Genomic DNA, 24320 nt, shown 5'->3' with positions numbered 1-24320 from the left:
GAGTTGTCGCCCCTGTGCCCTCACGCCGAATTGCATGGGGCAGATACGAAAAGGGCGCCGCTAAGGGCGCCCTTCCGATTACTTGCGAAGACCCAGCTTCGCGATCAGGTCCAGATAACGCTGGCCTTCGGTCTTGCGGAGATAATCCAGCAGCGAACGCCGCTTGTTGACCATCATCAGCAGCCCGCGGCGCGAATGGTTGTCCTTCTTGTGACCCTTGAAATGCTCGGTCAGGTTGCGAATCCGCTCGGTCAGGATCGCGACCTGCACCTCGGGGGAGCCGGTGTCGCCTTCCTGGCGGGCGTGTTCCTTGACGAGCTCGGTCTTGCGCTCTGCGGTGATCGTCATGATTCTTCCTTCGACATCGTCAGATTGAAACCCCGGACGACGCGGACCTCGCCTGCGATCACATCGACCAGCGCCACGGGGACGTCGTCGAGCATCGCAAAGGCCGCGCCATCGGTGGCTGCGATCCCGTCCAGTACACGCCCCTGACGGAGCGCCCCTGCCTGGTCGGGGGTGAGGGGAAAAGCCGGGATGTCGTCCAGCCCCGCCCTCAACGGCAGGAGTATGCCTTCAAGGGCGCGCGCCTGCCCCAATTCGGCCAGTTTGTCCAGCGTTATCGCCTGTGCCAGCCCGAACGGCCCCGCCTTGATCCGCCGCAACATGGTGACATGGCCGACCGTGCCGAGCGCCAGCGCGATGTCGCGCGCGAGGCTGCGGATATAGGTACCCTTCGACACATGGGCGACGAGCGTCGCTTCGGCAAGTTCCTCCCCGGCACGGGGAGGGGGACCATCCAAAGGATGGTGGAGGGGGGCTTCCACAGGCGAAGCGCTCGCGGCGATCCCCCTTCCCCCCTCGTCTGCGACGAGAGGTCCCCCTCCCCGTGCCGGGGAGGATTGCAGATCGTGAATCACCACCGCCCGGCTCTTCAGCACCACCTCTTCCCCGGCCCGCGCGCGATCGTAGGCCCGCTCGCCATCCACCTTCAGCGCGGAATAGGCCGGCGGCACCTGATCGATCGGCCCCGTAAAACGCGCCAGCACCGCCTCCACCGCTGCCGCCGTCGGCCGTACCGGGGAAGTGGCAATCACCGCCCCCTCGCCATCCAGCGTGTCGGTCTGCTCCCCGAACCGGATCGTGAAGGCATAAATCTTGTCGCTGTCGAGCAACCGCCCGGCCAGCTTCGTCGCCTCGCCCACCGCGATCGGCAACACCCCCGTCGCCAGCGGATCGAGCGTGCCGCCATGCCCCACCTTGAACTTGCCATAGCCGCCCTGACGCAGCGCGCGTTTCACCGCGGAGACGGCCTGGGTCGAGCCGAGGCCCAGCGATTTGTCGAGGATGATCCAGCCATGCATCCGCGCGGCGATAGCGGCTCGGGCCGGCGATGCCAGTCCCGTCAGTTCTCCAGCGCCTCGCTGAAATGCCGCCGGCACAGCGCGACATAGCGGTCGTTGCCGCCGATTTCGGTCTGGCACCCCTCCGCCAACGCCCGGCCATCGGTATCGACGCGCAGGTTCATCGTCGCCTTGCGCCCGCACACGCACACCGACTTGATCTCCGTCAGCTCGTCCGCCAGCGCCAGCAACCGCGCCGAACCGGGGAACAGCGCCCCCCGAAAATCGGTGCGCAGGCCATAGGCGAGGACGGGTATCCCGACCCGGTCGCAGATGCGCGCCAGTTGATCCACCTGTGCCGGCGACAGAAACTGTGCTTCGTCGACCAGCACGCATGACAGCGCATCATGAGCGTGACGATCGACGACACAGCGTTCCAGATCGGTATCCGCATCGAACATCGTGGCCGGCGCCGACAGCCCGATCCGCGACGCGATCGTCCCCGCCGCATACCGATCGTCCAGGGCGGCGGTGAACAGCATCGTCGCCATCCCCCGCTCACGGTAATTGAAATCCGCCTGCAACAGGTTGGTCGATTTGCCCGCGTTCATGCTGGCGTAGTAGAAATAGAGCTTGGCCATCAGAATCCGCGATAGAGCGTATCGCGTGGTTCGCGTAAGGGGCCATCCGCTTTGTCGATACGGATCGAAGCCGGATCAATCCGCCCCGTCCGCACATCGCCGATCATCCATAACGGCCACCAGTCACCGGCCTTCGCCGTGTCGCTACAGGCGTACAGCGAACTGACGGTCACGATCATCAGGCGATGACCATCTGCGGACCATCGCGCCGCGTTGGGCAATACGGCGCCCGGCGAAAGGCAGCGAAAACGTTGCACGGCAAGATGTTTGGCCGCCACGATCAACGCCGATCGTGGGACGACCTTATTGCCGACGATCTCGAAGAGCCGAAGATCGTCCATGAACGAGCCGACATGATGATTGACGGCTATCCGCCGCGAATCGGGCGACCACAGAACGACGAATGGCATATCGTCCGACAGTTCGGGTAGTCGCGCAACCACCCGCCCGCCCGCAGTTTGCAGTTCTATGGGTGGCTGATGGTCGCGATAGGCGCGCTGTACGATCGCGTAACGGCCATCAGGCGACATGGCCCGGCCAGCGCAGGTCGCCACGAACTGATAAGCCCGATGGCCGCGATCGAAACCGCTCGCCTTGCAATCGGTTGAAAGTGCGCCGATCTGGACGGCCTCCGCCACCTTCGAACCGCATAGCGTCGCCAAACCGACCGTCATCGCCATGGCCAGCACCCACGTCTTCATCATGATCGCAAAGGTTCGCGGGTCTTCGGATATGGTTCGATGACGATCGCGCCATTCGATACGGTCAGGCGAAGGCTCTGGCCGGGCCGCCAGCCCATCGCCTCCAGCGTCTCGGCGGGCAGGGTGACCCGGCCACGATCATTCATCACCACATGCCCGCTCATGGATTCAGGATGATGACGTGGCACGATATCGTCAATCGTCCGCCAAATCCTGCGCCACCTTCGGGGCACGCAACAGCTGATCGATATGGCTGCCTTCGTCGAAACTCTCGTCGGCGAGGAATTTCAGCTTGGCGGCGTATTTGGTCTGTACGCGGTTAGCGACCTCGCGTTGCAGATAGGCGGTATTGGTGCGCAGTGCCTTCAACACCGCGGCCTCGTCCTTGCCCAGCAGGGGTTTGACGAACACGGTTGCATGGCGAAGGTCGGACGACATCCGTACTTCGGTGACGGAGACGAGATGCTTCGCCAGCGTCTCGTCGTGCACGTCGCCGCGCTGCAGGATACCCGACAGGATATGGCGTATCTGTTCGCCGACGCGCAGCGTGCGGACCGACTTTTCCTGTGGTTCTTTATTCATGAAATGCTCCCTCTCCCCTTCAGGGGAGAGGGCCGGGGAGAGGGGCAGTATCGCTACCGTCCCACACTTCCCCTCTCCCGCCGTCGCTGCGCTCGACACCCTCTCCCTTGAAGGGGAGAGGATAGATTCATCACAGGGTCCGTTCGCGCATCTCGACTTCGAACGTTTCGAGATAATCGCCCGGCTTGATGTCGACGAAGTTCTGCGTGAACGTCACGCCGCACTCCAGACCGGCGCGGACTTCCGGCACATCGTCCTTGAAGCGACGAAGGCTGGCGATCTCGCCCTGGTAGATGATGACATCCGCCCGGGTGATACGTGCCTTGAGCGCCTTGCGGATATTGCCCTCGGTAACGAGCAGACCAGCGGCCTTGCCGTGCTTACCGGCCGAGAAGACCTCGCGGATTTCGGCGCGGCCGACGACCGTTTCGAAAGCCTCGGGCCCAAGCTCGCCCGCCATGCCGGCGCGGATTTCGTCGATCAGGTCATAGATGACGTCGTAGTACTTCAACGCCACCTTCTGCCGATCGGCGATCTCGCGTGCCTTGGCATTGGCGCGGACGTTGAAGCCGATGATCGGAGCGCCCGATGCACCCGCCAGCGTCACGTCGCTCTCGGTGATGCCACCCACGCCCGAGTGCAGCACCCGTGCCTTGATGAGATCGGTCGAGATCTTGTTGATCGACGCGACGATCGCCTCGACCGTTCCCTGCGTATCGGCCTTCACGACGAGCGGATACTCGATCGCGGCATTGGCCTTCAGCGCCGAGAACATGCTCTCCAAACTCGCCGGGGCGGTCGTGGTGCGCTTCTGCGTCAGCACGCTCTGGCGATAGGCAGCGACCTCACGGGCACGCGCCTCGTTCTCGACGACCTGCAACGGATCACCCGCCGACGGCACACCGGACAGGCCGAGCACCTCGACCGGCATCGAGGGGCCGGCTTCCTTCAACTGGCGACCCTTGTCGTCGACCAGCGCCCGGACCTTGCCGCTCTCCGCACCGACAACGAAGATGTCGCCGATCTTCAGCGTCCCGCGATTGACGAGCACCGTCGCGACCGGACCACGGCCCTTGTCCAGCTTCGCCTCGATCACCGTGCCTTCGGCGGCGCGATCGGGGTTGGCGGTCAGTTCGAGCAGTTCGGCCTGCAACTGGATCTTCTCGATCAGCGTATCGAGACCGGTCTTCTTCAACGCGGAAACCTCGACGTCCTGGACCTCGCCGCCCATTTCCTCGACCACGACCTCTTCGCTCAACAGGCGCTCGCGGATACGCTGGGCATTCGCCTCGTGCTTGTCGATCTTGTTGATCGCCACGATCATCGGCACGCCGGCCGCCTTGGTGTGATTGATCGCCTCGATCGTCTGCGGCATCAGCCCGTCGTCGGCCGCCACCACCAGCACCACGATATCCGTGATGTCGGCGCCGCGGGCGCGCATCTGGGTGAACGCCTCATGGCCCGGCGTGTCGAGGAACGTGACCTTCGACTTGTCCTTCAGCGTGACCTGATAGGCGCCGATATGCTGGGTGATGCCACCGGCCTCGCCGCGCACCACATCGGTGCCGCGCAGCGCGTCGAGCAGCGACGTCTTGCCGTGATCGACGTGACCCATGATCGTGACGACCGGGGGACGCGGACGCAGCGTATCGACCGCATCCTCGGTGGTGTCATAGACCAGATCGATGTCCGAATCGCTGACGCGGACGATGTTGTGGCCGAATTCGGTCACCAGCAATTCGGCAGTGTCCTGATCGATCGACTGAGTCATCGTGACGGGCATGCCCATCTTGAACAGCGTCTTGACCAGGTCGGCACCCTTTTCCGCCATGCGGTTGGCGAGTTCCTGCACCGTGATCGAATCGGGCACCTGCACGTCGCGGACCTGCTTGGCCTGCACCTCGCGCGGACCGCCAAAACCACGCTTTTCCTTCTCACGCGCACGTTTCAGCGCGGCGAGGCTGCGCGACCGCGCACCATCGTCGCCGAGCGCGCGGTTGACGGTCAGCTTGCCGCCGCGCCGCTCGTCGCCCTTGCGGTCACGCTGCTGCGGACGGCTGGGCGGCGCATTGCGCGGCGTCGCCTGACCGGCGGGCATCGGCCGACCGGCGCTCGACGCACCACCGCCCGATGGCGCGGAGGCCGCGGCGACCGGCGCGGGAGCGGGCTGCTCGACGGGCTTGGGCTGCGGCTTCGGGATTTCCGGGCGGGCGACCGGCGAGAACCGGCGCGGTGCCGGCATCGACGGATCGCGCGTCAGCTCGACGACCGGTGGCGGCGTCGGCGCCGCGACACGAACCGGCGCGACCAGCCTGGTCGGAGCAGGCGCGGGTGTGGGAGCCGGTGCCGGGGTCGGCGCAGGTGCCGCGACCGGTGCGGCCGCTTCGGCCACGGGGGCGGGTGCGGGCTCCGGCTCGGCGACCGGCACGGGCCGTTCGACCGGGCGGAAACCACGGCCTGCGGGCGTCGCCACGGTGGGTGCGGGGGCGGGCGCCGGTGCGGCGACGGCCTCTACCGGTACGGGTGCCGGGGCAGGAGCCGGCTGGGGAGCGGGTTCCGGCGTCGGTGTGGGCGCCTGTGCGGCCAGCGCGCGTTCGGCGGCGCGGGCGCGCTCGTCCTCGGCGGCCTGCGCACGCGCGGCTTCCTCGCGACGACGATTGTCCTCCAGCGAATGCATCCGCTGGTCCTCGGCATCGCGCAGCAGCCGGGCCTGACGCTCCTGCGCCGTCTCGTTCGACGGTGCCGGGCGTGGCACGGGCGCAGGGGCGACCGGAACCGGCGCCGCAACCGGTGCGGTCTCGACGGCGGCGGGCGCTTCGGCGGCAGGGGCGGGATCGCCAGGGCGACGCAGGACGCGCGCCTTCTTCGTCTCCACGATCACCGTGTTCGAACGGCCGTGGCTGAAGCTCTGCTTCACCTTGCCGGTCTCGACCGTGCGGCGCAGCCCCAGGGGCGCGCGCATTCCGAGCTTCGGCTTGTCGTTGTCGGTGTCGCTCACTCAAATTCCTCGTGCGTAGTCGCGGCCGGTGACGCCTCGGTTCCGTCTGGGACGGAGCGGTGCGCCGATGCGCCTTGCGAGGCCGTTTCGCAAGGGGCCGAGTTGGGTCCTGGCAAAGTGCTACTCTGCGCGGTGCCCGTCAGGGGTTCAGGTCCGATGAAATGCAGCCAGCGGTCGAGCGCTTCGCTCACCCGCTTCGCCGCAGCGCGGTCGGTCAGCGCAATGTGTACCACATTTTCGCGTCCCAGCGCCAATGACAATATGGGGCGAGCGATCGGTAACGCCAACCCCTTCAGGTCGGAACCTTCCATGTCGCGACCGACCCGCCACGCCTGCGCCAGTTTACGCATCCCGTCATCCCCCGCATCCGCGGCATGATACAGGGCGTGGAGCTGGCCCGAACGGGCGGCCGCCTCGATCTTGTCGGTGCCGCTCAACAGCGTCCCGCTCTTGGCTTCCAGTCCCAGCCGGTCGAGCGCATTGCGCTCCAGCGCGGCGGCGATCCGGGCGGGCAGGTCGGGCGACAGCGTAAAGTCGCCGGTCTTGAACGCGCGTGCCAGCGCCCCGCGCAACCGGCCCTTGGCGAAGGCCGCTTCCAGTTCCACGCGGGACACGCCGATCCACGCGCCACGACCCGGCGCCTTGGCCCGCACGTCGGGCAGCACCTGGCCATCGGGCGCCAGCGCGAGTCGGACCAGATGGTCGCGCTCGTCGCGGTCCTGCGACAGGATGCACTTGCGCACCGGACCTTCGGTGTCCGGGGCGACGCTATTTTTGCTGCCGGTTCTTACGCGGTCGGTATCATTGCGAGGGGTCCGCATGTGCGTCCTCCCGCACTTGGGGCGCGCCCTTGGCGGCGTCCCGGTCGGCGATCAACTGACCGCCGGCGCCGTAATTCTCCAGCGACACTTCCTCGATCACGATCTGGACGGCGGCCGGGTTCTTGCCCAGCCGCCTGACCAGCGATTCGGTCACGTCGGCGACGATGGCGGACTTCTGGTCCTTCGTCGCCGAACCGGAGATACGGATGCTGACGAAGGGCATCAGGCCTTCTTGTCCTCGTCACCGTCGATATCGGCCGGGGTTTCGTCGGTCGCGGTTTCCTCGACGGTCGTATCCTCGGCTTCGGCCACCTCGGCCTCCGCAACAGGCTCGTCGCCCGCTTCCTCGACGGTCGCGTCTTCAACGGCGTCGGCCGCGGCAGGTGCGTCCTCATCCTCGAACCAGTGCGCGCGCGCGGCCATGATGATCTCGTTGCCCTGCTCGTCGCTCAGACCATACTCGGCGAGAATGCCGCCCTTCGGCTCGGGACGCTTCGGTGCGTCCTCGTTGCGGCGGCGCGGCTCGGCGCGCTTCTTCTCGACCAGCTCGTCGGTCGCCAGATCGGCGAGATCGTCGAGCGTCTTGATGCCCGCCTTGCCCAGCGTCACCAGCATCGCCTCGGTCAGATACGGCAGCTCGGCGAGCGCATCCTCGACGCCCAGACCCTGACGCTGTTCGCGATTGACCTGTTCGCGACGATCGAGCGCTTCCTGCGCACGGCTCTGAAGCTCCTCGCCCAGACCCTCGTCGAAGCCCTCGATGCTCGAAATCTCGTCGAGCTCGACATAGGCGACCTCTTCCAGGCTGCTAAAGCCTTCGGCCACCAGCAACTGCGCCAGCGTCTCGTCCACATCCAGTTCGTTCTGGAACAGGTCGGAATTCGCGACGAACTCCTTCTGGCGCTTCTCGGAGGCATCGGCCTCGGTCAGGATGTCGATCGCCTTGCCGGTCAGCTGGCTGGCGAGGCGGACGTTCTGGCCGCGGCGGCCGATCGCCAGCGACAACTGATCGTCGGGCACCACCACCTCGATCCGCTCCTCTTCCTCGTCGATCACGACGCGGCTGACGGAGGCGGGCTGGAGCGCGTTGACGACGAACGTCGCGATGTCGGGCGACCAGGGGATGATGTCGATCTTCTCGCCCTGCATCTCCTGCACGACGGCCTGCACGCGGCTGCCCTTCATGCCGACGCACGCGCCGACCGGATCGATCGACGAGTCGCGGCTGATGACGCCGATCTTCGCACGGCTGCCCGGATCGCGGGCGGCGGCCTGGATGGTGATGATGCCGTCGTAGATTTCCGGCACTTCCTGCGCGAACAGCTTCTTCATGAAGTCGGGATGCGCACGGCTCAGGAAGATCTGCGGCCCGCGATTCTCGCGCACCACCTTCAGGATCAGCGAGCGGATGCGGTCGTTGACGCGTACCACTTCGCGCGGGATCTGCTGGTCGCGGCGGATGACGCCCTCGGCCCGGCCCAGATCGACGACGACATGGCCGAACTCGACGCGCTTGACGACGCCGGTGATGATCTCACCCTGGCGGTCCTTGAATTCCTCGAACTGGCGCTCGCGCTCGGCGTCGCGGACCTTCTGGAAGATGACCTGCTTGGACGCCTGCGCCTGGATGCGGCCGAATTCGATCGGCGGCAGCGGATCGACCAGAAAGTCGCCGACCACGGCGCCCTTCTTCAGCTTCTGCGCGTCCTTCTCGTTGACCTGCTTGTACAGGTCGTCGACCAGCTCCACCACTTCGACCACGCGCCACAGGCGCAGGTCGCCGGACGTCGCGTCCAGCTTGGCGCGGATGTCCATCTCCTGCCCGTAACGGGTACGGGCGGCGCGCTGGATCGCGTCCTCCATCGCCTCGATCACGATCGCGCGATCGATCATCTTCTCGGTCGCGACCGAATTGGCGATCGCGATCAGTTCGGCGCGGTTGGCGGTGGCCGTGGCCATCAGTGCTTATCCTCTGCTGTCGCCGGATCGACATCGATGTCGTCGGGCGCGTCTTCGAATTCGTCCGCGCCTTCGCTGGACAGCGGGGCGGTGGCGGCGATGAGCTTGTCGGTCATCGTGAGCTTGGCATTGTCGATATCGGCGAACCCGATCACGGTACGGCCGTGCTTGCCCAGATCGATCGTGATCCGGTCGCCTTCGACCCCGACGATCTCGCCGGTCAACTGCTTGCGGCCCTCGATCGGCTCGACAAGCCGGATACGCGCCTCATGGCCCGCCCAGTCGGAAAAGTCGGACAGGCGGGTCAGCGGCCGGTCGATGCCGGGCGAGCTGACTTCCAGCCGGTACGCTTCCTCGATCGGATCACGGCCCTCGGCCTCCAGCGCGTCGAGCATGTCCGACACGCGGTGCGACAGCGCCGAGCAATCGTCGAGCATCAACTGGCGCGTATCGGGGCGCTCGGCCATGATCTGCAACGTCGGGTCGGACTTGCCGCCCGTCATCTTCACGCGCACCAGTTCGAAACCCAGCGCCTTGGCTTCGGGTTCGATCAGGGCGGAAAGTGCGGCGATGTCGACCAAGCGATGCTCCATGGGTGGTTGCCGCCGCGGAGCCCGGCCCCGCAGCCCCTTGCACCTGACGATGTAAGAGAAAGCGACTGCGCTATACGCAAAGGCGGGTGCATAAACAAGTCTCGCATCCAATTTCGCGGCTCGGACGTTTCCCGACGAGAACCGGGAGAGACATGAATGAACACGAAGTTGCTGGCGGTGCTGCCATTCGCCCTGATCGCATGCAGCGGCAATGCGCCGGCCACCAGCCCGCCGACCGCCCCGCAAGGATCGGCGAAGCCGTTCGCCGAAACCGTGGTCGCGGATTTCGATTCACCCTGGGCGCTGGCGTTCCTGCCCGACGGGCGGATGCTCGTCACGGAGAAGCAAGGCCGGATGCTGCTGGTGTCGGCGGACGGGAAGCAGCGCCAGACGGTGGCGACCATCACGGTCGATAGTGCCGGGCAGGGCGCGTTGATGGATGTCGTACCGGCCCCTGATTTCGCCACCAGCCAGCGCGTGTATTTCAGTTATTCGGCGGCGGGTGAGGGCGGCAAGGGCGTCATTCTGGCGCGCGGTCGCCTGCGCCCGGATGGTGGCGGTCAGGGTGGCGAGCGCCTCGGCGAGATCGAGGCGCTGTTCCGCGCCGGTCCGCTGGTCGACGGCAACGGCCATTATTCCGGCCGCATCGCCTTCGCACCGGATGGCCGGCATCTGTTCTTCACTGCCGGCGACCGCCAGAAATTCACGCCGGCGCAGGACCCGAAGGCGACGCTCGGCAAGGTTCTGCGCCTGACGCTCGACGGCAAGCCCGCCCCCGGCAATCCGCTCGCCGCGAAGGGCTTCGACCCGGCGGTGTGGAGCTATGGCCACCGCAACCTGCTGGGAATCGCGTTCGATGCGAAGGGCAATCTCTGGGAACAGGAGATGGGGCCGAAGGGCGGGGACGAGGTCAACCTGATCCTGCCCGGCCGCAACTATGGCTGGCCCAACGCATCGAACGGCTCGCATTACGATGGCCGCGACATCCCCGATCACAAACCTGGCGACGGCTATGAGGCGCCGAAAGTCTGGTGGAACCCGGTGATCTCGCCCGGCGGCCTGATGATCTATTCGGGCAAGCTGTTCCCGCAGTGGCAGGGCGATGCCTTTATCGGCGGCCTGTCGAGCAAATCGCTGGTCCGCGTCGATCTGAATGGCACCAACGCCGCCAAGGGCGATCAGTGGGACATGGGCGCGCGCATCCGCGATGTCGCCCAGGGACCGGACGGCGCGATCTGGCTGCTGGAAGATGGCGGCGAATCGCAAGGACGGCTCATCAAGCTGACCCCGACGTCATGACACGGGCACCGCGTCGCGCCGGTGTCGTCGCGCTCGCGCTGATCCTCGTCGCGTGCGGCAGTGGCGGGAGCGACGACGATGTCGGCGTCGTTCCCGGCCCGACCCCGACCCCCACCGCGTCGCCGCAACCGGTGCCAACTGCGACTTCCGGACCGACGCCCGTCACCACCACCGCCGTCACGCGAACGCCGATCGCTACCCTCGATAATCCATGGGCCATGGTATTCCTGCCCGATGGCCGGATGCTGGTCACCGAGCGGCCCGGCCGGTTGCGGCTGGTGACGACGAGCGGACAGGTGTCCACGGCGATCGCCGGGGTGCCGGCGGTGGCCTATACGGGGCAGGGCGGGTTGCTCGATGTGGCGCTCGACCCCGCCTTCGCGACCAATGCGCGGGTCTATCTCAGCTATGCCGAGACGGGGACGGGCGGCGCCGGTCTGGCCGTGGCTCGCGGCACGCTGACCACCGACGCCGGCGGCACCGCGCAGTTGACCAACGTGGCGGTGATCTGGCGACAGGCACCCAAGCTGACCGACGTCCGGCATTTCGGCGGCCGCATGGCATTCGGCCGCGACGGCACGTTGTTCGTCACCGCCGGGGAGCGGCATCAGGGCGCACCGGCGCAGAATCTGTCGGTGACGCTGGGCAAGGTCATCCGCATCAATCCCGACGGCACGATCCCCACCGGCAATCCCTTCGCTGGCACCGCCAATGCGCGACCGGAAATCTGGTCGTACGGCCACCGCAACCCGTACGGTCTGGTGGTCGCCAGCGACGGGCGCCTGTTCGAAAGCGAGATGGGGCCGGAAGGTGGCGATGAGTTCAACCTCATCACCGCCGGCGGCAATTATGGCTGGCGGCTGGTGTCGGAAGGCAATGACGGCGAGGTACTGCCGCGCCATTCGACCCGCCCCGACCTGACCGCGCCGCTGTTCAGCTGGACCCCGGTGATCGCGCCGGGCGGCATGATCCAGTACACCGGCACCCGCTTCGTCGGCTGGGACGGCGATTTCCTGCTGGCGGGCCTCGTCTCGCAAGGGCTGGTCCGCGTGCGCGTGTCGGGCAGCACCACGACCGAGGCCGCGCGCATCCCGCTCGGCGCGCGCATCCGCGAGGTGGAGCAGGGACCGGACGGCACGATCTGGGTGTTGGAGGACGGCGGCACCGGCCGCCTCGTCCGCATCGACCCCGCCTGACGCCGTCAGGCGCGGGTGAGCAGATAGTTCATCCGCGCCGCCGCGATCGGCCGATCGCGATCGTCCTGCCACGCCGTCGCTTCGACATTGGCGATCCGCGTGCCCAGCCGCGTGACGACCCCCGCCGCCCGCGTCGTCTTGTCGCGGCCACCGCGCATGTAATCGATCGTGACGGTGATCGGCTTGATCGTCGCCTCCCCCTCCGCGGCCAGCGCATGTCGAAGCGCGGCGATCGCCGCCACTTCCAGCAGGCCCGCGATGGCGCCGCCATGCAGGAAACCGGGGCGTCCCAGCACCCCGTCGTTGAACGGCATCGCCATTATCGGCGCACCCGACACGTCCCGCTCCAGCGTCAGCCCGAGCAGATCGGCATAGGGCGGCAAGGCGCTCATGCCGCCGCATCCAGCAGCATGAACGTGCCGGCCACATGTGCGATCGGATCGGCCGGATCGCCGTCATGCGCCTGCCCCCGAACGAACGCCACCGACCGCGTCAGGCGATAACATTCGCCGCGCCCGATCACCGTCCGCCCCGGCGTCGCCGCGCGCAGATAATCGATCCGCAGGTCCAGCGTCGCATGTGGCGCGAAGCGGCCGCGCTTCGCCCACACCGCCATCGATGTCGCCATGTCCATCAGCGTCACGATCGGCCCCGACGCGATCACCCCGCGCACCGGATCGCCGACCTGATCGGCGGCATAGGGCAGTGCCAGTTCCACCCATGGTTCCGGCGCGGTGCCGTCATGGTCGTGATAGACGATGCCCAGCCGCCCGCCATGGCCGGCCTGCAACAGGGCGGCGAACCGCTTGACGTCGAACCCCTTCATCGGTCCTGTGGATACACGCGCGCCGGCCCGGTGCAACAGCGGCGCGATCAGGAGAGGATGATGACCGATCGCGTATCCATAGCCGTCGACGCCGGCGTCGCGCATGTGCAACTCAGCCGCCCGGCCCAGATGAATGCGCTCGATCCGGCGATGTTCGATGCGCTGGCGGCGGCCATCGACGCGCTGGCCGTTCGCTGCGACGTGCGCTGCGTCGTCCTGTCGGGCGAGGGACGCGCATTCTGTGCGGGGCTCGACATGGCCGCGATGGCGAGCGGCGGCTCCGGCCTGCTGACCCACGATCGCACGCACGGCCCCGCCAACCTCGTCCAGCACGTCGCCTGGGGCTGGCGCGCGATGCCGCAGCCGGTGATCGCGGCGCTGCACGGCGTGGCGTTCGGCGGCGGCCTCCAGATCGCGGCGGGCGCTGACGTCCGGCTGGCGACGGCGGACACGCGCCTGTCGATCCGCGAGATGCATTGGGGCATCGTCCCCGACATGGCCGGCTATGCCCTGTGGCGCGGCACGGTGCGCGATGATGTGCTGCGCGAGCTGGTCTACACCGCGCGTGAGGTCGATGGCACGGACGGTGCCGCGCTCGGCCTCGTCACCCGCATCGCGCCCGATCCGCTGACCGAGGCGCTGGCACTCGCCCGAACGATCGCCGGCCGCCATCCCGCCGCGATCCGCGCTGCCAAGCGCCTGTTCGCGGTTGCCGCCGATGGCGATCCCGCGACCATCCTGACCGCGGAAACCACCGAACAGGCGGCGCTGCTCGGCACCGCCGATCAGCGCGAACAGGTGCGCGCCAACATGGAGAAGCGCGCGCCCGTCTTCGGTGAAGGTGACTAAAAGCACGACGCTGTTGCTCCCACCCCGTTCGTGCTGAGCCCTTCGACTGGCTGGCAAGCCAGCCGCTCAGGATAAACGTCGGCGCGTAGCGCCGAAGTCGAAGCACAGGTGAGTCCCATGCCCTTCGACTTCGCTCAGGACGAACGGAACGGGATAGATCGTCATCTCGCCGAAGGGCTATTTTAGCGGATACGGCCCCTTGCCACCCTCAGCGATGAAGCGATCGGTGCGCTCGTCGATCATCGGCAGCGGTACCGATCCCAGCGCCAGCATCGCATCGTGGAACGCGCGGATGTCGAATTTCTCGCCCAGCGCCTTTTCCGCCTTCGCCCGGTTCGCGAGGAAAGTCAGCTCGCCCATATAATAGCTCAGCGCCTGCCCCGGCCACGCGATGTAACGATCCACCTCGGTCGTGATCTCGTGGTTCGACAGCGCGGTATTATCGCGCAGGAAGGCCTGCGCCCGTTCGCGCGTCCACCCCTTGGCATGGATGCCCGTATCCACTACCAGCCGCGCCGCGCGCCACATCTGGTAACTCAGCATGCCGAACCGGTCATAGGGCGTCTCGTACACGCCCATGTCCTCGCCCAGCGCCTCGCAATACAGCGCCCATCCCTCGCCATAGGCGGAGATATAGGTATCGCGGCGATAGGCGGGCAGGTCGGTCAGCTCCAGCGCCAGCGGCATCTGGAACGCATGCCCCGGCGCACTTTCGTGCAGCGTCAGCGCCGGCAATGAATAGAGCGGCCGCGACGGCAGATCATAGGTGTTGACCAGATAGATGCCCGGCCCGCCGCGCCCGCTGGTGTAGAACGGCGCGACATCCGCCGGCACCGGCTTGATCGCGAAGCGACCGCGCGGCAGATGGCCGAACCATTCGTCGGCCTTGCCGTCGAACGTCTTGGCGATCCACGCCGCGCGGTCGAGCAGGTCCTGCGGCGTTTTGGCATAGAATCGCGGATCGGTGCGCAGGAAGTTCAGGAAGGCGGGCAGGTCGCCCTGATACTTCACCTCGCGCATCACATCGCCCATCCGCGCCTTGATCTTGGCGACTTCGGCCAGACCGATGGCGTGAATCTGATCGGGGCTGAGATCGCGGGTGACATACTCGCTGACCTTGGACCGGTAATAGGCCTTGCCGTCCGGCAGGTCGTACGCGGCCAACGCGGTGCGCGCACCGGGGATATATTCGGCACGCAGGAAGGCGAGCAGTTTCGCATAGGCCGGCACGACACCGCCCGCGATCGCCTTCAGCGCCTCCGCGCGCATCGCGGCCTGCGTGGCGGCGGGGATCGTCGCCGGCATCGTCTTGAACGGCGCATAGAAGGGCGAACCCTCACCACCGCCGGCATCCACCACCTGCGCCACGCCGATGTCGCGTCCCTGCAGGGTCACGCGCGGCGGCGTGAGACCACGCTTCAGGCCGGCCCGCATGTTGACGATCTGCTGGTCGTAATAACGCGGCACATCGGCCAGCATCGTCAGGTAGTGGCGGTAATCGTCGGCGGTGCGATACGTATCGCGACCGGCCCCGGCCACCTCCATCCAGAAACTGGTGTCGGCGTTCAGCGGCTTTTCGAAATCGCGGAATTTCTGTTCGGCGAGCAGCGCGTCGATCTGGACGCGATAGACCTGATAATCCGCGCGCGCGGCCGGCGACAGCGTCGCGGGATCGATCGCCGCCAGCGCCGCGGCGGTCTCGGTCCAGCGTTTCAGTTTGGTCGCCTGCATCGCCGGACCGACATCGGGCAGGCCACGCCGCTCGCCCTTCGGCGTGTTCTCGTCCGACGGCCACAGCGTCCGCCGCCACGTATATTCCGCATCCGACAGCGCGCGGAATTTCGTGTCGGCGGGTGAGGGGGCGGGGGAGGGCGCAGGGGCCACCGGCGCGGTCTGCGCCGCGACGGGCGCGGACAGGGTGGCGACCATCAGCGCCAGCGCGGACGTCATACGGATCATGCGTTTTCCTTCACGACATTCTCGATATCGGCGATCAACTGCTTCGATACCCACACACCCTCGGTCAGGCTGACGGCGCGGGCGGCGTGACGGCGGGCACCGGGCAACCTTGCGCCCTGCGCCTCGATCCCGTCGAACAGCGCCTCCGCCCGCGCGATCTCGTCGGCGGCGGCATCGCCCAGAAAGCCGGCGGGATCGATCGCCAGGATCAACTCGCCACCGATCGGCGATCCGCCGCGACCACCATCGCGCGCCATCGATTCGCGGCTGGTCAGGTCGCCGATCATCGGCCCCGCCATCAGTTCGACCATCGCCGACAGCGCCGATCCCTTGTGCCCGCCAAAGGTTCGCATCGCGCCGGCCAGCACCTGCGCCGCCTCGGTCGTCTCCTGACCCTCGGCATCGTAACCCCAGTCGGGCGGGACCGGGCGACCGGCACGACGATGCAGCTCGATCTCGCCGCGCGCCACCGCACTGGTGGCGAAGTCGAACACGAACGGCCGCCCGCCGGGGCGCGGCCAGCCGAACGCGATCGGGTTCGTCCCGAACAGCGGCTTCGTACCCCCCGCCGGTGCGACCCATGCATGGCTGGGCGTAACCGCGATCACCACCAGCCCCTCGGCCACCAGCGCCTCGACCTCCGGCCACAGCGCCGCGAAGTGGACGACGTTGTTCAGCGCCAGCGCCGCCAGCCCCTGTGTCCGCGCGGTATCGACCAGCGCCTGCCGCCCCGTCTCGAACGCCAACTGCGCGAAACCGCCGCCGCCATCGACGCGCAGGATGGCGGGCGCGGGCCGCGTCAGCACCGGCGTCGCGTGCGCATCGACCACCCCCGTCGCCACGCTGTGCGCGGCGACCAGCAGGCGATAGATGCCGTGCGATCCGCAACCGTCGCGCTCGCCCGCCACCATCGTCTCGGCCACCGCCCCGACATGATCGGGGGCAAGGCCGACGCGGGTCAGGATAGCGCGCGCGAAATCGCGTACCTCGTCCAGCGTCATGTGGACCCGGTCGTCGCTCATGCCGCGACAGCCGGTTTGGCGGTGAACAGGCGCACGCCGAACACGGGGCCGGCGGTGTTCTTGTCATGCGGCACGAAGCGCACCTTGATCTGTGATTTGCCGCGCGTCAGCGGTTCAGGCAGCGGATAGTCCACGTCATAGAAACTGCCCGGCCGGCTCCGGTCCAGCGTCTGCGTCGCCACGCGCTGGTTATCGACCATGATGTCGAACGTCCGCTTGCCCTCGTCCCCCCAATAGGTCGCCTGCAGGATCAGCGGACCAGGCCGCACCTTCATCGTGAATTCGAAGAAACCGCCGGTGCGCGCATCGCGACCGGTATGGCCGCGATAGGTGACCGGGTACGAAATCTCCGACGTCAGCGCATGGTCGCGTTCCGGCTGCATCTCGCCCAGATGCATCACATCGACCGACCGTGCGGCGATATCCTTGCGCCGCGCCTGCTCGACGTTGAACGCCGCTTCCTCGGCCACCCACTGGCCATCGGTGAAGCGCTTGAAATACACCGCGCTGCGCCGGTCATACTGGCGATAGAACGGCACGAACGTCAGGTCGCCCGGCCGGATCAGCCCGGCCGTCTGATACTGCGCCGCCCCCGGCGCGATCGGTGTGAAGCGGGCGAGCAGGTCGCCGCCGACCATCGCCGGATCGGGCTTGTCCCAATCGCCGTCCGCGCGGCCCAAATCGGCGGCCATCACCATCGGCCCGCGCACCACCGCCACCGTCTGCGCATCGCCCGGCGTCGCCTCCAGCCGCAGGTCGAGCGGCAGGCGGATGCTGACCGCGTCGCCCGCCTTCCACTTGCGCTCGACGATCGCATAGCCGCCGGCGCGGGCCGCCTCGACCGGCTTGCCGTTGACGAACAGCTCAGCGGTCTTCGCCCAGCCGGGCACGCGCAACGCCACCGGGAAACGCCCGCCCCGCGCCAGCTTCGTCATCGTCAGCGTCGACAGCCCCTCGAACGGATAGGCGGTGTCCAGCGTCAGCGTCGCCCCCCGCGCCGCCCATGTCGCGTCGGCGGGGATGTAGAGGTTCACGAACAGCGTATCGCCCCCCTCCCAGAAGATCGATTCGCCATGCTTGGCATGGCTCTCCATGCCCGTGCCGACGCAGCACCAGAACTCCTCGCCGTCGAGCGCCGAATATTCGCGCTTCGCCCCGCTCATCAACGGCGTCATATAGGTGAAGCCGCCGTTCACCGGCTCCTGCTGCGCCATCACGTGGTTCAGGTGCGCCCGTTCATAGAAGTCGAACAGCGATCCGTCCGGCGCCCAGGCAAACAGATGCCGGGTCAGCTTCAACATGTTGTACGTGTTGCAATGCTCGCACGTCTGTTCGGTGATGTGCTGCGCGATCGTGTCCGGACCTGCGAAATACTCGCGATCGGCATTGCCGCCGATGACGTAGCTGTGATGCTTCGTCACCCGCTCCCAGAAGAATCGCGCGGCGGTCTGGTAATCCGGCCGGTCGGTGATCTCGTACAGCCGGGCGAGGCCGATCAGCTTCGGCACCTGCGTATTGGCATGGATGTTCGCCAGTTCGTCCTGCCGCGCGGTCAGCGGGTCGAGCACCTTTTTATGATAGATGCGTTCCGCCAGTTTCAGCCAGCGTGGGTCCTTCGTGCGCGCATATAGTTCGGCGAAGCTCTCGTTCAGGCCGCCATGCTCGCAGGCGAGCATCACCTGCACCTGATCGTCGTTCAGCGCAGCGAAGACCTTCTCGATATATCCGCCCAGACCCGTGGCGATCGCCATCGCCTTATCACTGGGTCCGATATGATCGATCACGTCGAACAGCCCCGTGTAGAGCTTGTGCCAATTGTAATAGGGCACCCAGCAGCCGTTCAGGTCGAACCCGGCCGACCGGATGTCGCCGCGCATGATCTCCGGGAATATCTCCTTCCCGTCGACGATCGTCCCGTCCTTCCGCTTGCGCGTGAAGCCGGCGACATAGCCGTCGCCGTTCGCGGTCTGACACGCCGTCAGTTCGTCGACGATGTACGCCGCGCGGGTGGCGCAATCGGTGCAGCCGATCTGCGCATGGGTCAGCGCCAGCCCGGACAGATAATGGCCCAGCGTATGGCCGGCGATCGTATCGCTTTCCCACCCGCCATAGATCTTGCCCTTGGTCGGCAACCCGGCAAAGGCGCGGAAATTGTGCAACAGCCGATCGGCGTCGAGCCGGAGCAGATAGGCCCTGTTAACCTCGACCGCATGCGCATAGTCTGACGGCCGCAGCCGGACCGCCGACAGCGGGAACGGCCTGGCACTGGCCGGCAACGCCGTGCCCAGCGCCCGCGCCGCGCCGGCGGGCAGGGCGAACAGGGGCAGCGCGACCCCGGATTTTAGCATGTCTCGGCGACCGATCGACATTTCTATCTCCAAAGAATACCGTATACGATACGGTGATAGGCTGATGAGTCAACGATGCATTGGCGGAAACGGCGGGGGAAGCAAACGATGGCACAGGCGCAGGGATGGAACAGGCGGGTATCGGCCGTCGCGATCATATTGGCGGCGACCGCGATCGGCCCGGCGCTGCCGGCGGCGGACAAGCCCGCCGTGGCGGCCCCGGCCGCCGATCGTTTCACCGTCGGCGATTTCGCGGTGGCGTTGCGTCACGACACGCAGACGCTGGCTAAGCTGTCGCCCTCGACCGATCCCGCCTTCGATTTCGTTCCCAGTGGTCGCGCCGGCGAACGGCAGGGCGACGGCTTCGTACAGGTCGGCGACGTTCACCTCCGCTTCCGCGTCGCCGAAGGCGCATGGCGGGATTACGCTTCCGCCAGCGATCACGGCCATGTCCGTATCCTGCCCGCAGGCGGCCCGGTGCTGGCCCGCGCGATGCTGGGCGACATGCTGCCGATCACGATCGAGCGGGCGTGGGTGAGGGAAGGCGGCACGCTGGCGCTGCGCTTCACTTTCGTCAATCGCGGCACCCAGCCGGTCGAGATCGGCGCGCTCGGCCTGCCGATGGTGTTCGACAACATCATCACCGATCGCACGCTGGAACAGGCGCATGCGCAGGCGAGCTTCGCCGATCCCTATATCGGCCGCGACGGCGGTTACGTGCAGGTCACGCGGCTGAACGGCAAGGGCCCGGCGCTGCTGGTCCTGCCCGAACGCCAGACCCCGCTGGAGGCGTACCGGATCATCCGTCTGGCGGGCAAGGCGCCCGCCGGCGACCTCTTCACCGACCGCACCTCGCGCGAACAGACCGCCGAGGGATTCTACGACTGGATGGTCGCGTCGAAGGGGATGACGCAGGCGAAGGATGCCGGTGCGCCGTGGAACGAGCCGACCGGCATAACGCTGGCCCCCGGCGCGCAGCGGACGGTCGGTGTCCGCTTCGTCGCCGCCCCCACGATCCACGCGATCGAACCGACGCTGGCGGCGCAGGGCCGGCCGCTGGCGATCGGCATCCCCGGCTATGTCGTCCCCACCGACAGCCCCGCCGACCTGTTCGTGAAGGCGCGGCAAGCGATCACCGGCATCGCCATCTCCCCCGTGGACGCGATGACGCTGACCCGCGTCGCCGGTCCCGCCGGCTGGGCGCGGTATCGTGTCGCGGGCAAGGGCTGGGGCCGCGCCCGCGTGGCGATCACCTATGCCGATGGCAGCGTCCAGACCGTACATTACTATGTGACGAAGCCACTGGCGCAGGTGTCCGCCGATCTCGGTCGGTTCGCGACGACGCGGCAATGGTTCGACGACGCCCGCGACCCGTTCCACCGCGCGCCCGCGATCCTCAGTTACGACCGCGAAGCCGACAAGATCCTGACGCAGGAACAGCGCGTCTGGATCGCCGGCATGAGCGACGAGGGCGGCGCCGGTGCATGGGTCGCAGCGATGATGAAGCAGCTCGACCATCCTGATTCCGTCGAGGTGGCGAAGCTGGAACGCATGGTCGACGAAACCGTGCTCGGCAAGTTGCAGGTCGCCGACGGCCCGCACGCCGGCGGCGTGAAGAAGAGCCTGTTCTGGTACGACCCCAGGACCTTCGCCGGTTATTACGACCCGGCGACCGACTGGCAGGCCTGGACATCATGGAATGCGAAACAGGCGGGCGATCTCGGCCGGTCGTATAATTACCCGCATGTCGCGGCGGGGCATTGGGTGCTCTATCGCCTCGCCCGCAATCACCCAGGCCTCGTCACCCGCCACGACTGGCGCTGGTATCTGGGCTGGGCACAAAAGACGACCGTCGCGATGATACGCGACGCTCCCGAGTACGCGCAGTTCGGCCAGATGGAGGGCGAGGTTTTCCTCGAAATCCTCATGGACCTGAAGCGCGAGGGGATGACGCGCGAGGCCACCGAGGTCGAGGCGTTGATGAAGGCCCGCGCCGACCACTGGCGCACGCTCGCCTATCCGTTCGGCAGCGAGATGGCCTGGGATTCGACCGGCCAGCCCGAAGTCTATGCGTGGATGCGCTATTTCGATCATCCGAAGGAAGCGGCGATCACGAGCGAGGTGATCCTGGGCTACGACCCGACCATCCCGCACTGGGGCTATAATGGCAATGCCCGCCGCTATTGGGACTTCCTCTACGGCGGCAAGGTGAAGCGGATCGAACGCCAGCTTCATCATTACGGATCGGCGCTGAACGCGGTCCCGCTGTTCGACGCCTATCGCCGCGACCCGGCCGACCTGCACCTGCTCCGCGTCGCCTATGGCGGGTTTATGGGCGGCATCACCAATGTCGATCGCGAAGGTTTCGCTTCCGCCGCGTTCCATTCCGAACCCGACATGATGAAATGGGATGCCTATAGCGGCGATTACGGCATGGGGTATTTCGGCCATGCCTATGCCGCGGCGACCTATCTGGTGCGGCATCCGGTGTTCGGCTGGCTGGGCTTCGGCGGCACGGCCACCGAGCGCGATGGCGCGATCGACATCGTCCCGCATGACGGCGCCCGCAGCCGCCTGTTCGTGGCGCCCGCCGGCCAGTGGATCACGCTGGCCGCCGGCAAGATCGCCAGCGCCCGCTATCTGCCCGCGACGCAGCGGATCGAACTGACCCTCGACCCCGCCACCACCTCGACCCCCGTCGCACGTCTGTCGGTGGAGGCACCCGCCGGCGGGGTGGCATGGACGCCCGATCGCGGCACCGTGGAACGAGGTGCTACGACCATCGCACTGGGTGCGGCGCCGACCACGATCACGCTGGCACCCCGCTGATGGACCGTCGCCAGTTCCTCGCCGGCGGCACGATCGCCGCCGCCGCGACGCCGCTCGCCGCACGGACCGCCGCGCTGCCGCTCAATCCGCTGTCGGCCGACGTCGCCGCCCTGCCGGTCGTCGCGCGCTTCACCACCGATGACGGCGCATGGGAGGTGCGCGAGGATCTGACCACCCGCGACGGGATGCTGGCGCTCGTCCGCGGCGGCGAGGCGGTGTTGTTGCCCAAGCGGACCGAGGCGGCACATGCCACCGCCACGCCCGTCTGGCTGGGGCTGGACCTGAAGGCGATCGCTTTGGCTGATGCCGATCTGCTCGCCGACAGGCTGCTGGCGGGCGGCGGCGATCCCGATCCCGAACAGGTGTGCGCCGCCGCCCCGCCAAGCGGATCGCGGTTCGATCCCGACAAGCTAGGCGCCCGCCTGCCATGGACGACCTTCGTCGGCACGCGTCAGGCCGGCGACACGATGCCGGTGTTCCCCAACGGCCGCACCCGTGGCTATCGCCCCGAACACGCCTTTGCCGCGCTGTCCGGCGACGAGGGCGCGAAGACCCGGTTCGAGGGGATGCTGGGCGGCTGGCTGCCGGCGGTGCACAAGGTGATCCCGATCTCCGCCACCGCCTGGTACGACCTGATCGTCTTCGCCGATGTCGATGCGAACGATCCGCTGCTGGTGCAGACATGGCACCGCACGATGCGGGTCGAGCGAGGCCGCGTGACCGAGGTGCATTATGGCCACAGCTATGCCGCGTTCCCGCCCCGTCGCCCGCATCCGACCGCCGAGGCCTTCTACCGCGCGCTGCTCCGCTTCGCGCAGGTCTGGCATGCGGAACTGGCCGATCTGGCGCCCGTCGCGCTGCCCGACCCGGTCTATCCCGACATGGTCGCCCATGCCTTCGCGCGTGAGATCGTGGTGCGACCGGGCGGCACCTATCCCAAATACGGCGTCGTCGATCGCGACTATGTCGGCCCGGAATATGACGGGTTCCAGGATATCTTCACCAGCTCGCTCTACGCCAATCTGGAATGGGGCCGGTTCGCGCAGGCCAAAGCGGTGCTGGACGAATATTTCGACGATTTCGTCGGCGACGACGGCATGGTCGACATGCGCGGACCGGAGGTGCCGCAATTCGGCCTGACGCTCTCGCTGATCGCCCGCTACCTGCGCTACACCGGCGACATCGCCACGATCGCGCGGATCAAGGACAAGGTCGTCGCCACCGCCCGGATCCTCGCCGAACTCCACGATCAGGCACTGGCGCTTCCCGCATCGGATCGCGGCCACGGCCTGTTGCACGGCTGGAGCGAATCCGACGCGTGCCTGCACCCCGACCCGAGCCTTTGGTGGAAGCCATACTGGAACAACAGCGCATGGGCGGTACGCGGCTGGCGCGACATCGCGCGGGTCTGGCCGGGACTGGGCAGCCGTGCCGAGGCGGACGACTGGACACGCCGCGCCAACCGGCTGGAGGGGCATCTGGTCCGCCGCATCCGGCAGGAGGTGCGCCGCGACCTGAAGCCCCCCTATCTCGGCCCGCTACCCGGTGCCGAGGGGACGTTCCGTCAGGCGCTGGCGACCGGCAAACCCAGCGAACAGGGCTGGTCGCACCGCGTCTATGCCGAACTGTTGCAAGCCGATGTGCTGCCCGCCGATCTGGCCGGTCTGATCGCCGATTGCGTGCGCGGGCACGGCGGCACATGCATCGGCGTGACCGCCAATTTCGCGCCCGCCAACGACACGCATCGCGATCAGCTCGGCTTCATCTCCTACGGCCATGCGCGTGCGCTGCTACGGCTGGGGCGGATCGAGGAATATCTGCTGTTCCTCCATTCGCACCGGTTCCACTCGCACCTGCCCGGCAGCTGGGTGGCGGGCGAAGTGTCGGGCATCGACGGCGACCTGCCGCTGTTCTGCATGCCGGCGCAGTTGACGATCCCGCTGCTGGTTCGCTGGATGCTGGCGATCGAGGACGACGATGCCGATCGCCTCGACCTCGGGCTAGGCCTGCCCCGCGCATGGTTCGCTTCGGGCAAGGAAATCGCGCTGAAACAGGTACCGACGCGCTGGGGCAGGGTGGACTATGCCACGCGGTTCGATACCGCCGCCAGACAAGCGACCGCGACCGTGTCGTTCGGCGCACAGGGGCCGGCATCGGCCCGCGTTCGGTTCCGACTACCCGTGCGACTGCTGTCCGCAACGGTAAACGGACGCCCGGTACGACTGACCGGCGACACGATAACCATCGACGCCCGCACCGGCGGACGGTTCGAAATCATCGCCCGAACGACCTGAACCTTTCCCCTCTCCCACCGGGAGAGGGAGGGAGGCGCACAGCGCCGGAAGGGTGAGGGT

21 protein-coding genes are annotated in these 24320 nt (G+C 67.3%); 5 read left to right on the top strand and 16 right to left on the bottom strand.

The genetic code is table 11. From position 1 onward, the window contains the following. Positions 1–78: 78 nt before the first annotated feature. From rpsO to rimP, 11 genes are all read right to left on the bottom strand, one after another. Complete coding sequence (rpsO, locus tag JAO74_RS10980) at positions 79–348, bottom strand: 30S ribosomal protein S15 (protein ID WP_056523727.1); 270 nt, start codon at positions 346–348, stop codon at positions 79–81. Then, on the bottom strand, positions 345–1364 hold the full coding sequence (truB, locus tag JAO74_RS10975; protein WP_199037828.1) for a tRNA pseudouridine(55) synthase TruB: 1020 nt from the start codon (positions 1362–1364) through the stop codon (positions 345–347). Before truB ends, rpsO begins: the two co-directional genes overlap by 4 nt. 41 nt (positions 1365–1405) lie before the next feature. Continuing rightward, positions 1406–1984: a thymidine kinase gene (locus JAO74_RS10970; protein WP_199037826.1), complete on the bottom strand. Its 579-nt coding sequence runs from the start codon at positions 1982–1984 to the stop codon at positions 1406–1408. Next, a complete protein-coding gene (locus tag JAO74_RS10965) occupies positions 1984–2688 on the bottom strand; it encodes a TolB-like translocation protein (RefSeq protein ID WP_199037824.1) in 705 nt (234 codons plus the stop codon). The genes JAO74_RS10970 and JAO74_RS10965 overlap by 1 nt, the downstream gene beginning before the upstream one ends. Next, a complete protein-coding gene (locus JAO74_RS10960; protein WP_199037822.1) occupies positions 2685–2849 on the bottom strand; it encodes an AbrB/MazE/SpoVT family DNA-binding domain-containing protein in 165 nt (54 codons plus the stop codon). The genes JAO74_RS10965 and JAO74_RS10960 overlap by 4 nt, the downstream gene beginning before the upstream one ends. A gap of 31 nt (positions 2850–2880) precedes the next feature. Further along, on the bottom strand, positions 2881–3267 hold the full coding sequence (gene rbfA, locus JAO74_RS10955) for a 30S ribosome-binding factor RbfA (protein ID WP_199037820.1): 387 nt from the start codon (positions 3265–3267) through the stop codon (positions 2881–2883). Positions 3268–3397: 130 nt separating this feature from the next. Beyond that, a complete protein-coding gene (gene infB, locus JAO74_RS10950; protein ID WP_199037818.1) occupies positions 3398–6265 on the bottom strand; it encodes a translation initiation factor IF-2 in 2868 nt (955 codons plus the stop codon). After that, positions 6262–7086 (bottom strand): DUF448 domain-containing protein, encoded by an 825-nt coding sequence (locus JAO74_RS10945; RefSeq protein ID WP_199037816.1) that lies wholly within the window; start codon positions 7084–7086, stop codon positions 6262–6264. Before JAO74_RS10945 ends, infB begins: the two co-directional genes overlap by 4 nt. Beyond that, positions 7067–7309 (bottom strand): tautomerase family protein, encoded by a 243-nt coding sequence (locus JAO74_RS10940; RefSeq protein ID WP_199037814.1) that lies wholly within the window; start codon positions 7307–7309, stop codon positions 7067–7069. The genes JAO74_RS10945 and JAO74_RS10940 overlap by 20 nt, the downstream gene beginning before the upstream one ends. Beyond that, complete coding sequence (gene nusA, locus JAO74_RS10935; RefSeq protein ID WP_233150889.1) at positions 7309–9045, bottom strand: transcription termination factor NusA; 1737 nt, start codon at positions 9043–9045, stop codon at positions 7309–7311. The genes JAO74_RS10940 and nusA overlap by 1 nt, the downstream gene beginning before the upstream one ends. Continuing rightward, positions 9045–9626 (bottom strand): ribosome maturation protein RimP, encoded by a 582-nt coding sequence (rimP, locus tag JAO74_RS10930; RefSeq protein ID WP_199037812.1) that lies wholly within the window; start codon positions 9624–9626, stop codon positions 9045–9047. The genes nusA and rimP overlap by 1 nt, the downstream gene beginning before the upstream one ends. Positions 9627–9794: 168 nt before the next feature. Between rimP and JAO74_RS10925 the strand changes: the two genes are divergently transcribed. Beyond that, on the top strand, positions 9795–10937 hold the full coding sequence (locus tag JAO74_RS10925; protein ID WP_199037810.1) for a PQQ-dependent sugar dehydrogenase: 1143 nt from the start codon (positions 9795–9797) through the stop codon (positions 10935–10937). Then, positions 10934–12133 (top strand): PQQ-dependent sugar dehydrogenase, encoded by a 1200-nt coding sequence (locus JAO74_RS10920; RefSeq protein ID WP_199037808.1) that lies wholly within the window; start codon positions 10934–10936, stop codon positions 12131–12133. The genes JAO74_RS10925 and JAO74_RS10920 overlap by 4 nt, the downstream gene beginning before the upstream one ends. 5 nt (positions 12134–12138) lie before the next feature. On the opposite strand, the gene JAO74_RS10915 is transcribed toward JAO74_RS10920, so the two are convergent. Continuing rightward, positions 12139–12525 (bottom strand): PaaI family thioesterase, encoded by a 387-nt coding sequence (locus JAO74_RS10915; protein WP_199037806.1) that lies wholly within the window; start codon positions 12523–12525, stop codon positions 12139–12141. After that, entirely contained in the window at positions 12522–12959 is a 438-nt protein-coding gene (locus JAO74_RS10910; RefSeq protein ID WP_199037985.1) for a PaaI family thioesterase, read from the bottom strand. The genes JAO74_RS10915 and JAO74_RS10910 overlap by 4 nt, the downstream gene beginning before the upstream one ends. Positions 12960–13019: 60 nt before the next feature. Here JAO74_RS10910 and JAO74_RS10905 point away from each other — a divergent pair, with 60 nt between their 5' ends. After that, positions 13020–13808 (top strand): crotonase/enoyl-CoA hydratase family protein, encoded by a 789-nt coding sequence (locus JAO74_RS10905; protein WP_199037804.1) that lies wholly within the window; start codon positions 13020–13022, stop codon positions 13806–13808. Positions 13809–13985: 177 nt separating this feature from the next. On the opposite strand, the gene JAO74_RS10900 is transcribed toward JAO74_RS10905, so the two are convergent. Genes JAO74_RS10900 through JAO74_RS10890 form a run of 3 tightly spaced genes read right to left on the bottom strand, consistent with a single transcriptional unit; the run spans position 13986 to position 19137 of the window. After that, positions 13986–15767 (bottom strand): DUF885 domain-containing protein, encoded by a 1782-nt coding sequence (locus JAO74_RS10900; protein WP_199037802.1) that lies wholly within the window; start codon positions 15765–15767, stop codon positions 13986–13988. After that, positions 15764–16789 carry an Ldh family oxidoreductase gene (locus JAO74_RS10895; protein WP_199037800.1) on the bottom strand — a complete coding sequence of 342 codons (1026 nt, stop codon included), beginning with the start codon at positions 16787–16789 and terminating at the stop codon, positions 15764–15766. The genes JAO74_RS10900 and JAO74_RS10895 overlap by 4 nt, the downstream gene beginning before the upstream one ends. Continuing rightward, positions 16786–19137, bottom strand: coding sequence for a glycoside hydrolase family 127 protein (locus JAO74_RS10890; protein ID WP_199037983.1), 2352 nt, complete (start codon positions 19135–19137; stop codon positions 16786–16788). Before JAO74_RS10890 ends, JAO74_RS10895 begins: the two co-directional genes overlap by 4 nt. Before the next feature lie 108 nt (positions 19138–19245). Between JAO74_RS10890 and JAO74_RS10885 the strand changes: the two genes are divergently transcribed. Both JAO74_RS10885 and JAO74_RS10880 read left to right on the top strand, forming a co-directional pair. After that, the gene (locus tag JAO74_RS10885) at positions 19246–21966 is read left to right on the top strand and encodes a DUF5695 domain-containing protein (RefSeq protein WP_199037799.1); all 2721 of its coding nucleotides are present in this window, start codon (positions 19246–19248) and stop codon (positions 21964–21966) included. Beyond that, positions 21966–24260 carry a hypothetical protein gene (locus JAO74_RS10880; RefSeq protein ID WP_199037797.1) on the top strand — a complete coding sequence of 765 codons (2295 nt, stop codon included), beginning with the start codon at positions 21966–21968 and terminating at the stop codon, positions 24258–24260. The genes JAO74_RS10885 and JAO74_RS10880 overlap by 1 nt, the downstream gene beginning before the upstream one ends. The last annotated feature ends 60 nt before the right edge of the window (positions 24261–24320 follow it).

Origin of the sequence: Sphingomonas mollis, from assembly GCF_016427505.1 — a bacterium.
In the GTDB taxonomy this organism is placed as follows: Bacteria; Pseudomonadota; Alphaproteobacteria; order Sphingomonadales; family Sphingomonadaceae; genus Sphingomonas; species Sphingomonas mollis.
This window is presented reverse-complemented; position numbering and strand designations above follow the sequence as displayed.

Excerpts from the sequence above, each read along its gene's own strand:
- rpsO (WP_056523727.1), bottom strand. The coding sequence starts at position 348 with ATGACGATCACCGCAGAGCGCAAGACCGAGCTCGTCAAGGAACACGCC.
- truB (WP_199037828.1), bottom strand. The coding sequence starts at position 1,364 with ATGCATGGCTGGATCATCCTCGACAAATCGCTGGGCCTCGGCTCGACC.
- JAO74_RS10970 (WP_199037826.1), bottom strand. The coding sequence starts at position 1,984 with ATGGCCAAGCTCTATTTCTACTACGCCAGCATGAACGCGGGCAAATCG.
- JAO74_RS10965 (WP_199037824.1), bottom strand. The coding sequence starts at position 2,688 with ATGATGAAGACGTGGGTGCTGGCCATGGCGATGACGGTCGGTTTGGCG.
- JAO74_RS10960 (WP_199037822.1), bottom strand. The coding sequence starts at position 2,849 with ATGAGCGGGCATGTGGTGATGAATGATCGTGGCCGGGTCACCCTGCCC.
- rbfA (WP_199037820.1), bottom strand. The coding sequence starts at position 3,267 with ATGAATAAAGAACCACAGGAAAAGTCGGTCCGCACGCTGCGCGTCGGC.
- JAO74_RS10945 (WP_199037816.1), bottom strand. The coding sequence starts at position 7,086 with ATGCGGACCCCTCGCAATGATACCGACCGCGTAAGAACCGGCAGCAAA.
- JAO74_RS10940 (WP_199037814.1), bottom strand. The coding sequence starts at position 7,309 with ATGCCCTTCGTCAGCATCCGTATCTCCGGTTCGGCGACGAAGGACCAG.
- nusA (WP_233150889.1), bottom strand. The coding sequence starts at position 9,045 with ATGGCCACGGCCACCGCCAACCGCGCCGAACTGATCGCGATCGCCAAT.
- JAO74_RS10925 (WP_199037810.1), top strand. The coding sequence starts at position 9,795 with ATGAACACGAAGTTGCTGGCGGTGCTGCCATTCGCCCTGATCGCATGC.
- JAO74_RS10920 (WP_199037808.1), top strand. The coding sequence starts at position 10,934 with ATGACACGGGCACCGCGTCGCGCCGGTGTCGTCGCGCTCGCGCTGATC.
- JAO74_RS10915 (WP_199037806.1), bottom strand. The coding sequence starts at position 12,525 with ATGAGCGCCTTGCCGCCCTATGCCGATCTGCTCGGGCTGACGCTGGAG.
- JAO74_RS10910 (WP_199037985.1), bottom strand. The coding sequence starts at position 12,959 with ATGAAGGGGTTCGACGTCAAGCGGTTCGCCGCCCTGTTGCAGGCCGGC.
- JAO74_RS10905 (WP_199037804.1), top strand. The coding sequence starts at position 13,020 with ATGACCGATCGCGTATCCATAGCCGTCGACGCCGGCGTCGCGCATGTG.
- JAO74_RS10900 (WP_199037802.1), bottom strand. The coding sequence starts at position 15,767 with ATGATCCGTATGACGTCCGCGCTGGCGCTGATGGTCGCCACCCTGTCC.
- JAO74_RS10895 (WP_199037800.1), bottom strand. The coding sequence starts at position 16,789 with ATGAGCGACGACCGGGTCCACATGACGCTGGACGAGGTACGCGATTTC.
- JAO74_RS10890 (WP_199037983.1), bottom strand. The coding sequence starts at position 19,137 with ATGCTAAAATCCGGGGTCGCGCTGCCCCTGTTCGCCCTGCCCGCCGGC.
- JAO74_RS10885 (WP_199037799.1), top strand. The coding sequence starts at position 19,246 with ATGGCACAGGCGCAGGGATGGAACAGGCGGGTATCGGCCGTCGCGATC.
- JAO74_RS10880 (WP_199037797.1), top strand. The coding sequence starts at position 21,966 with ATGGACCGTCGCCAGTTCCTCGCCGGCGGCACGATCGCCGCCGCCGCG.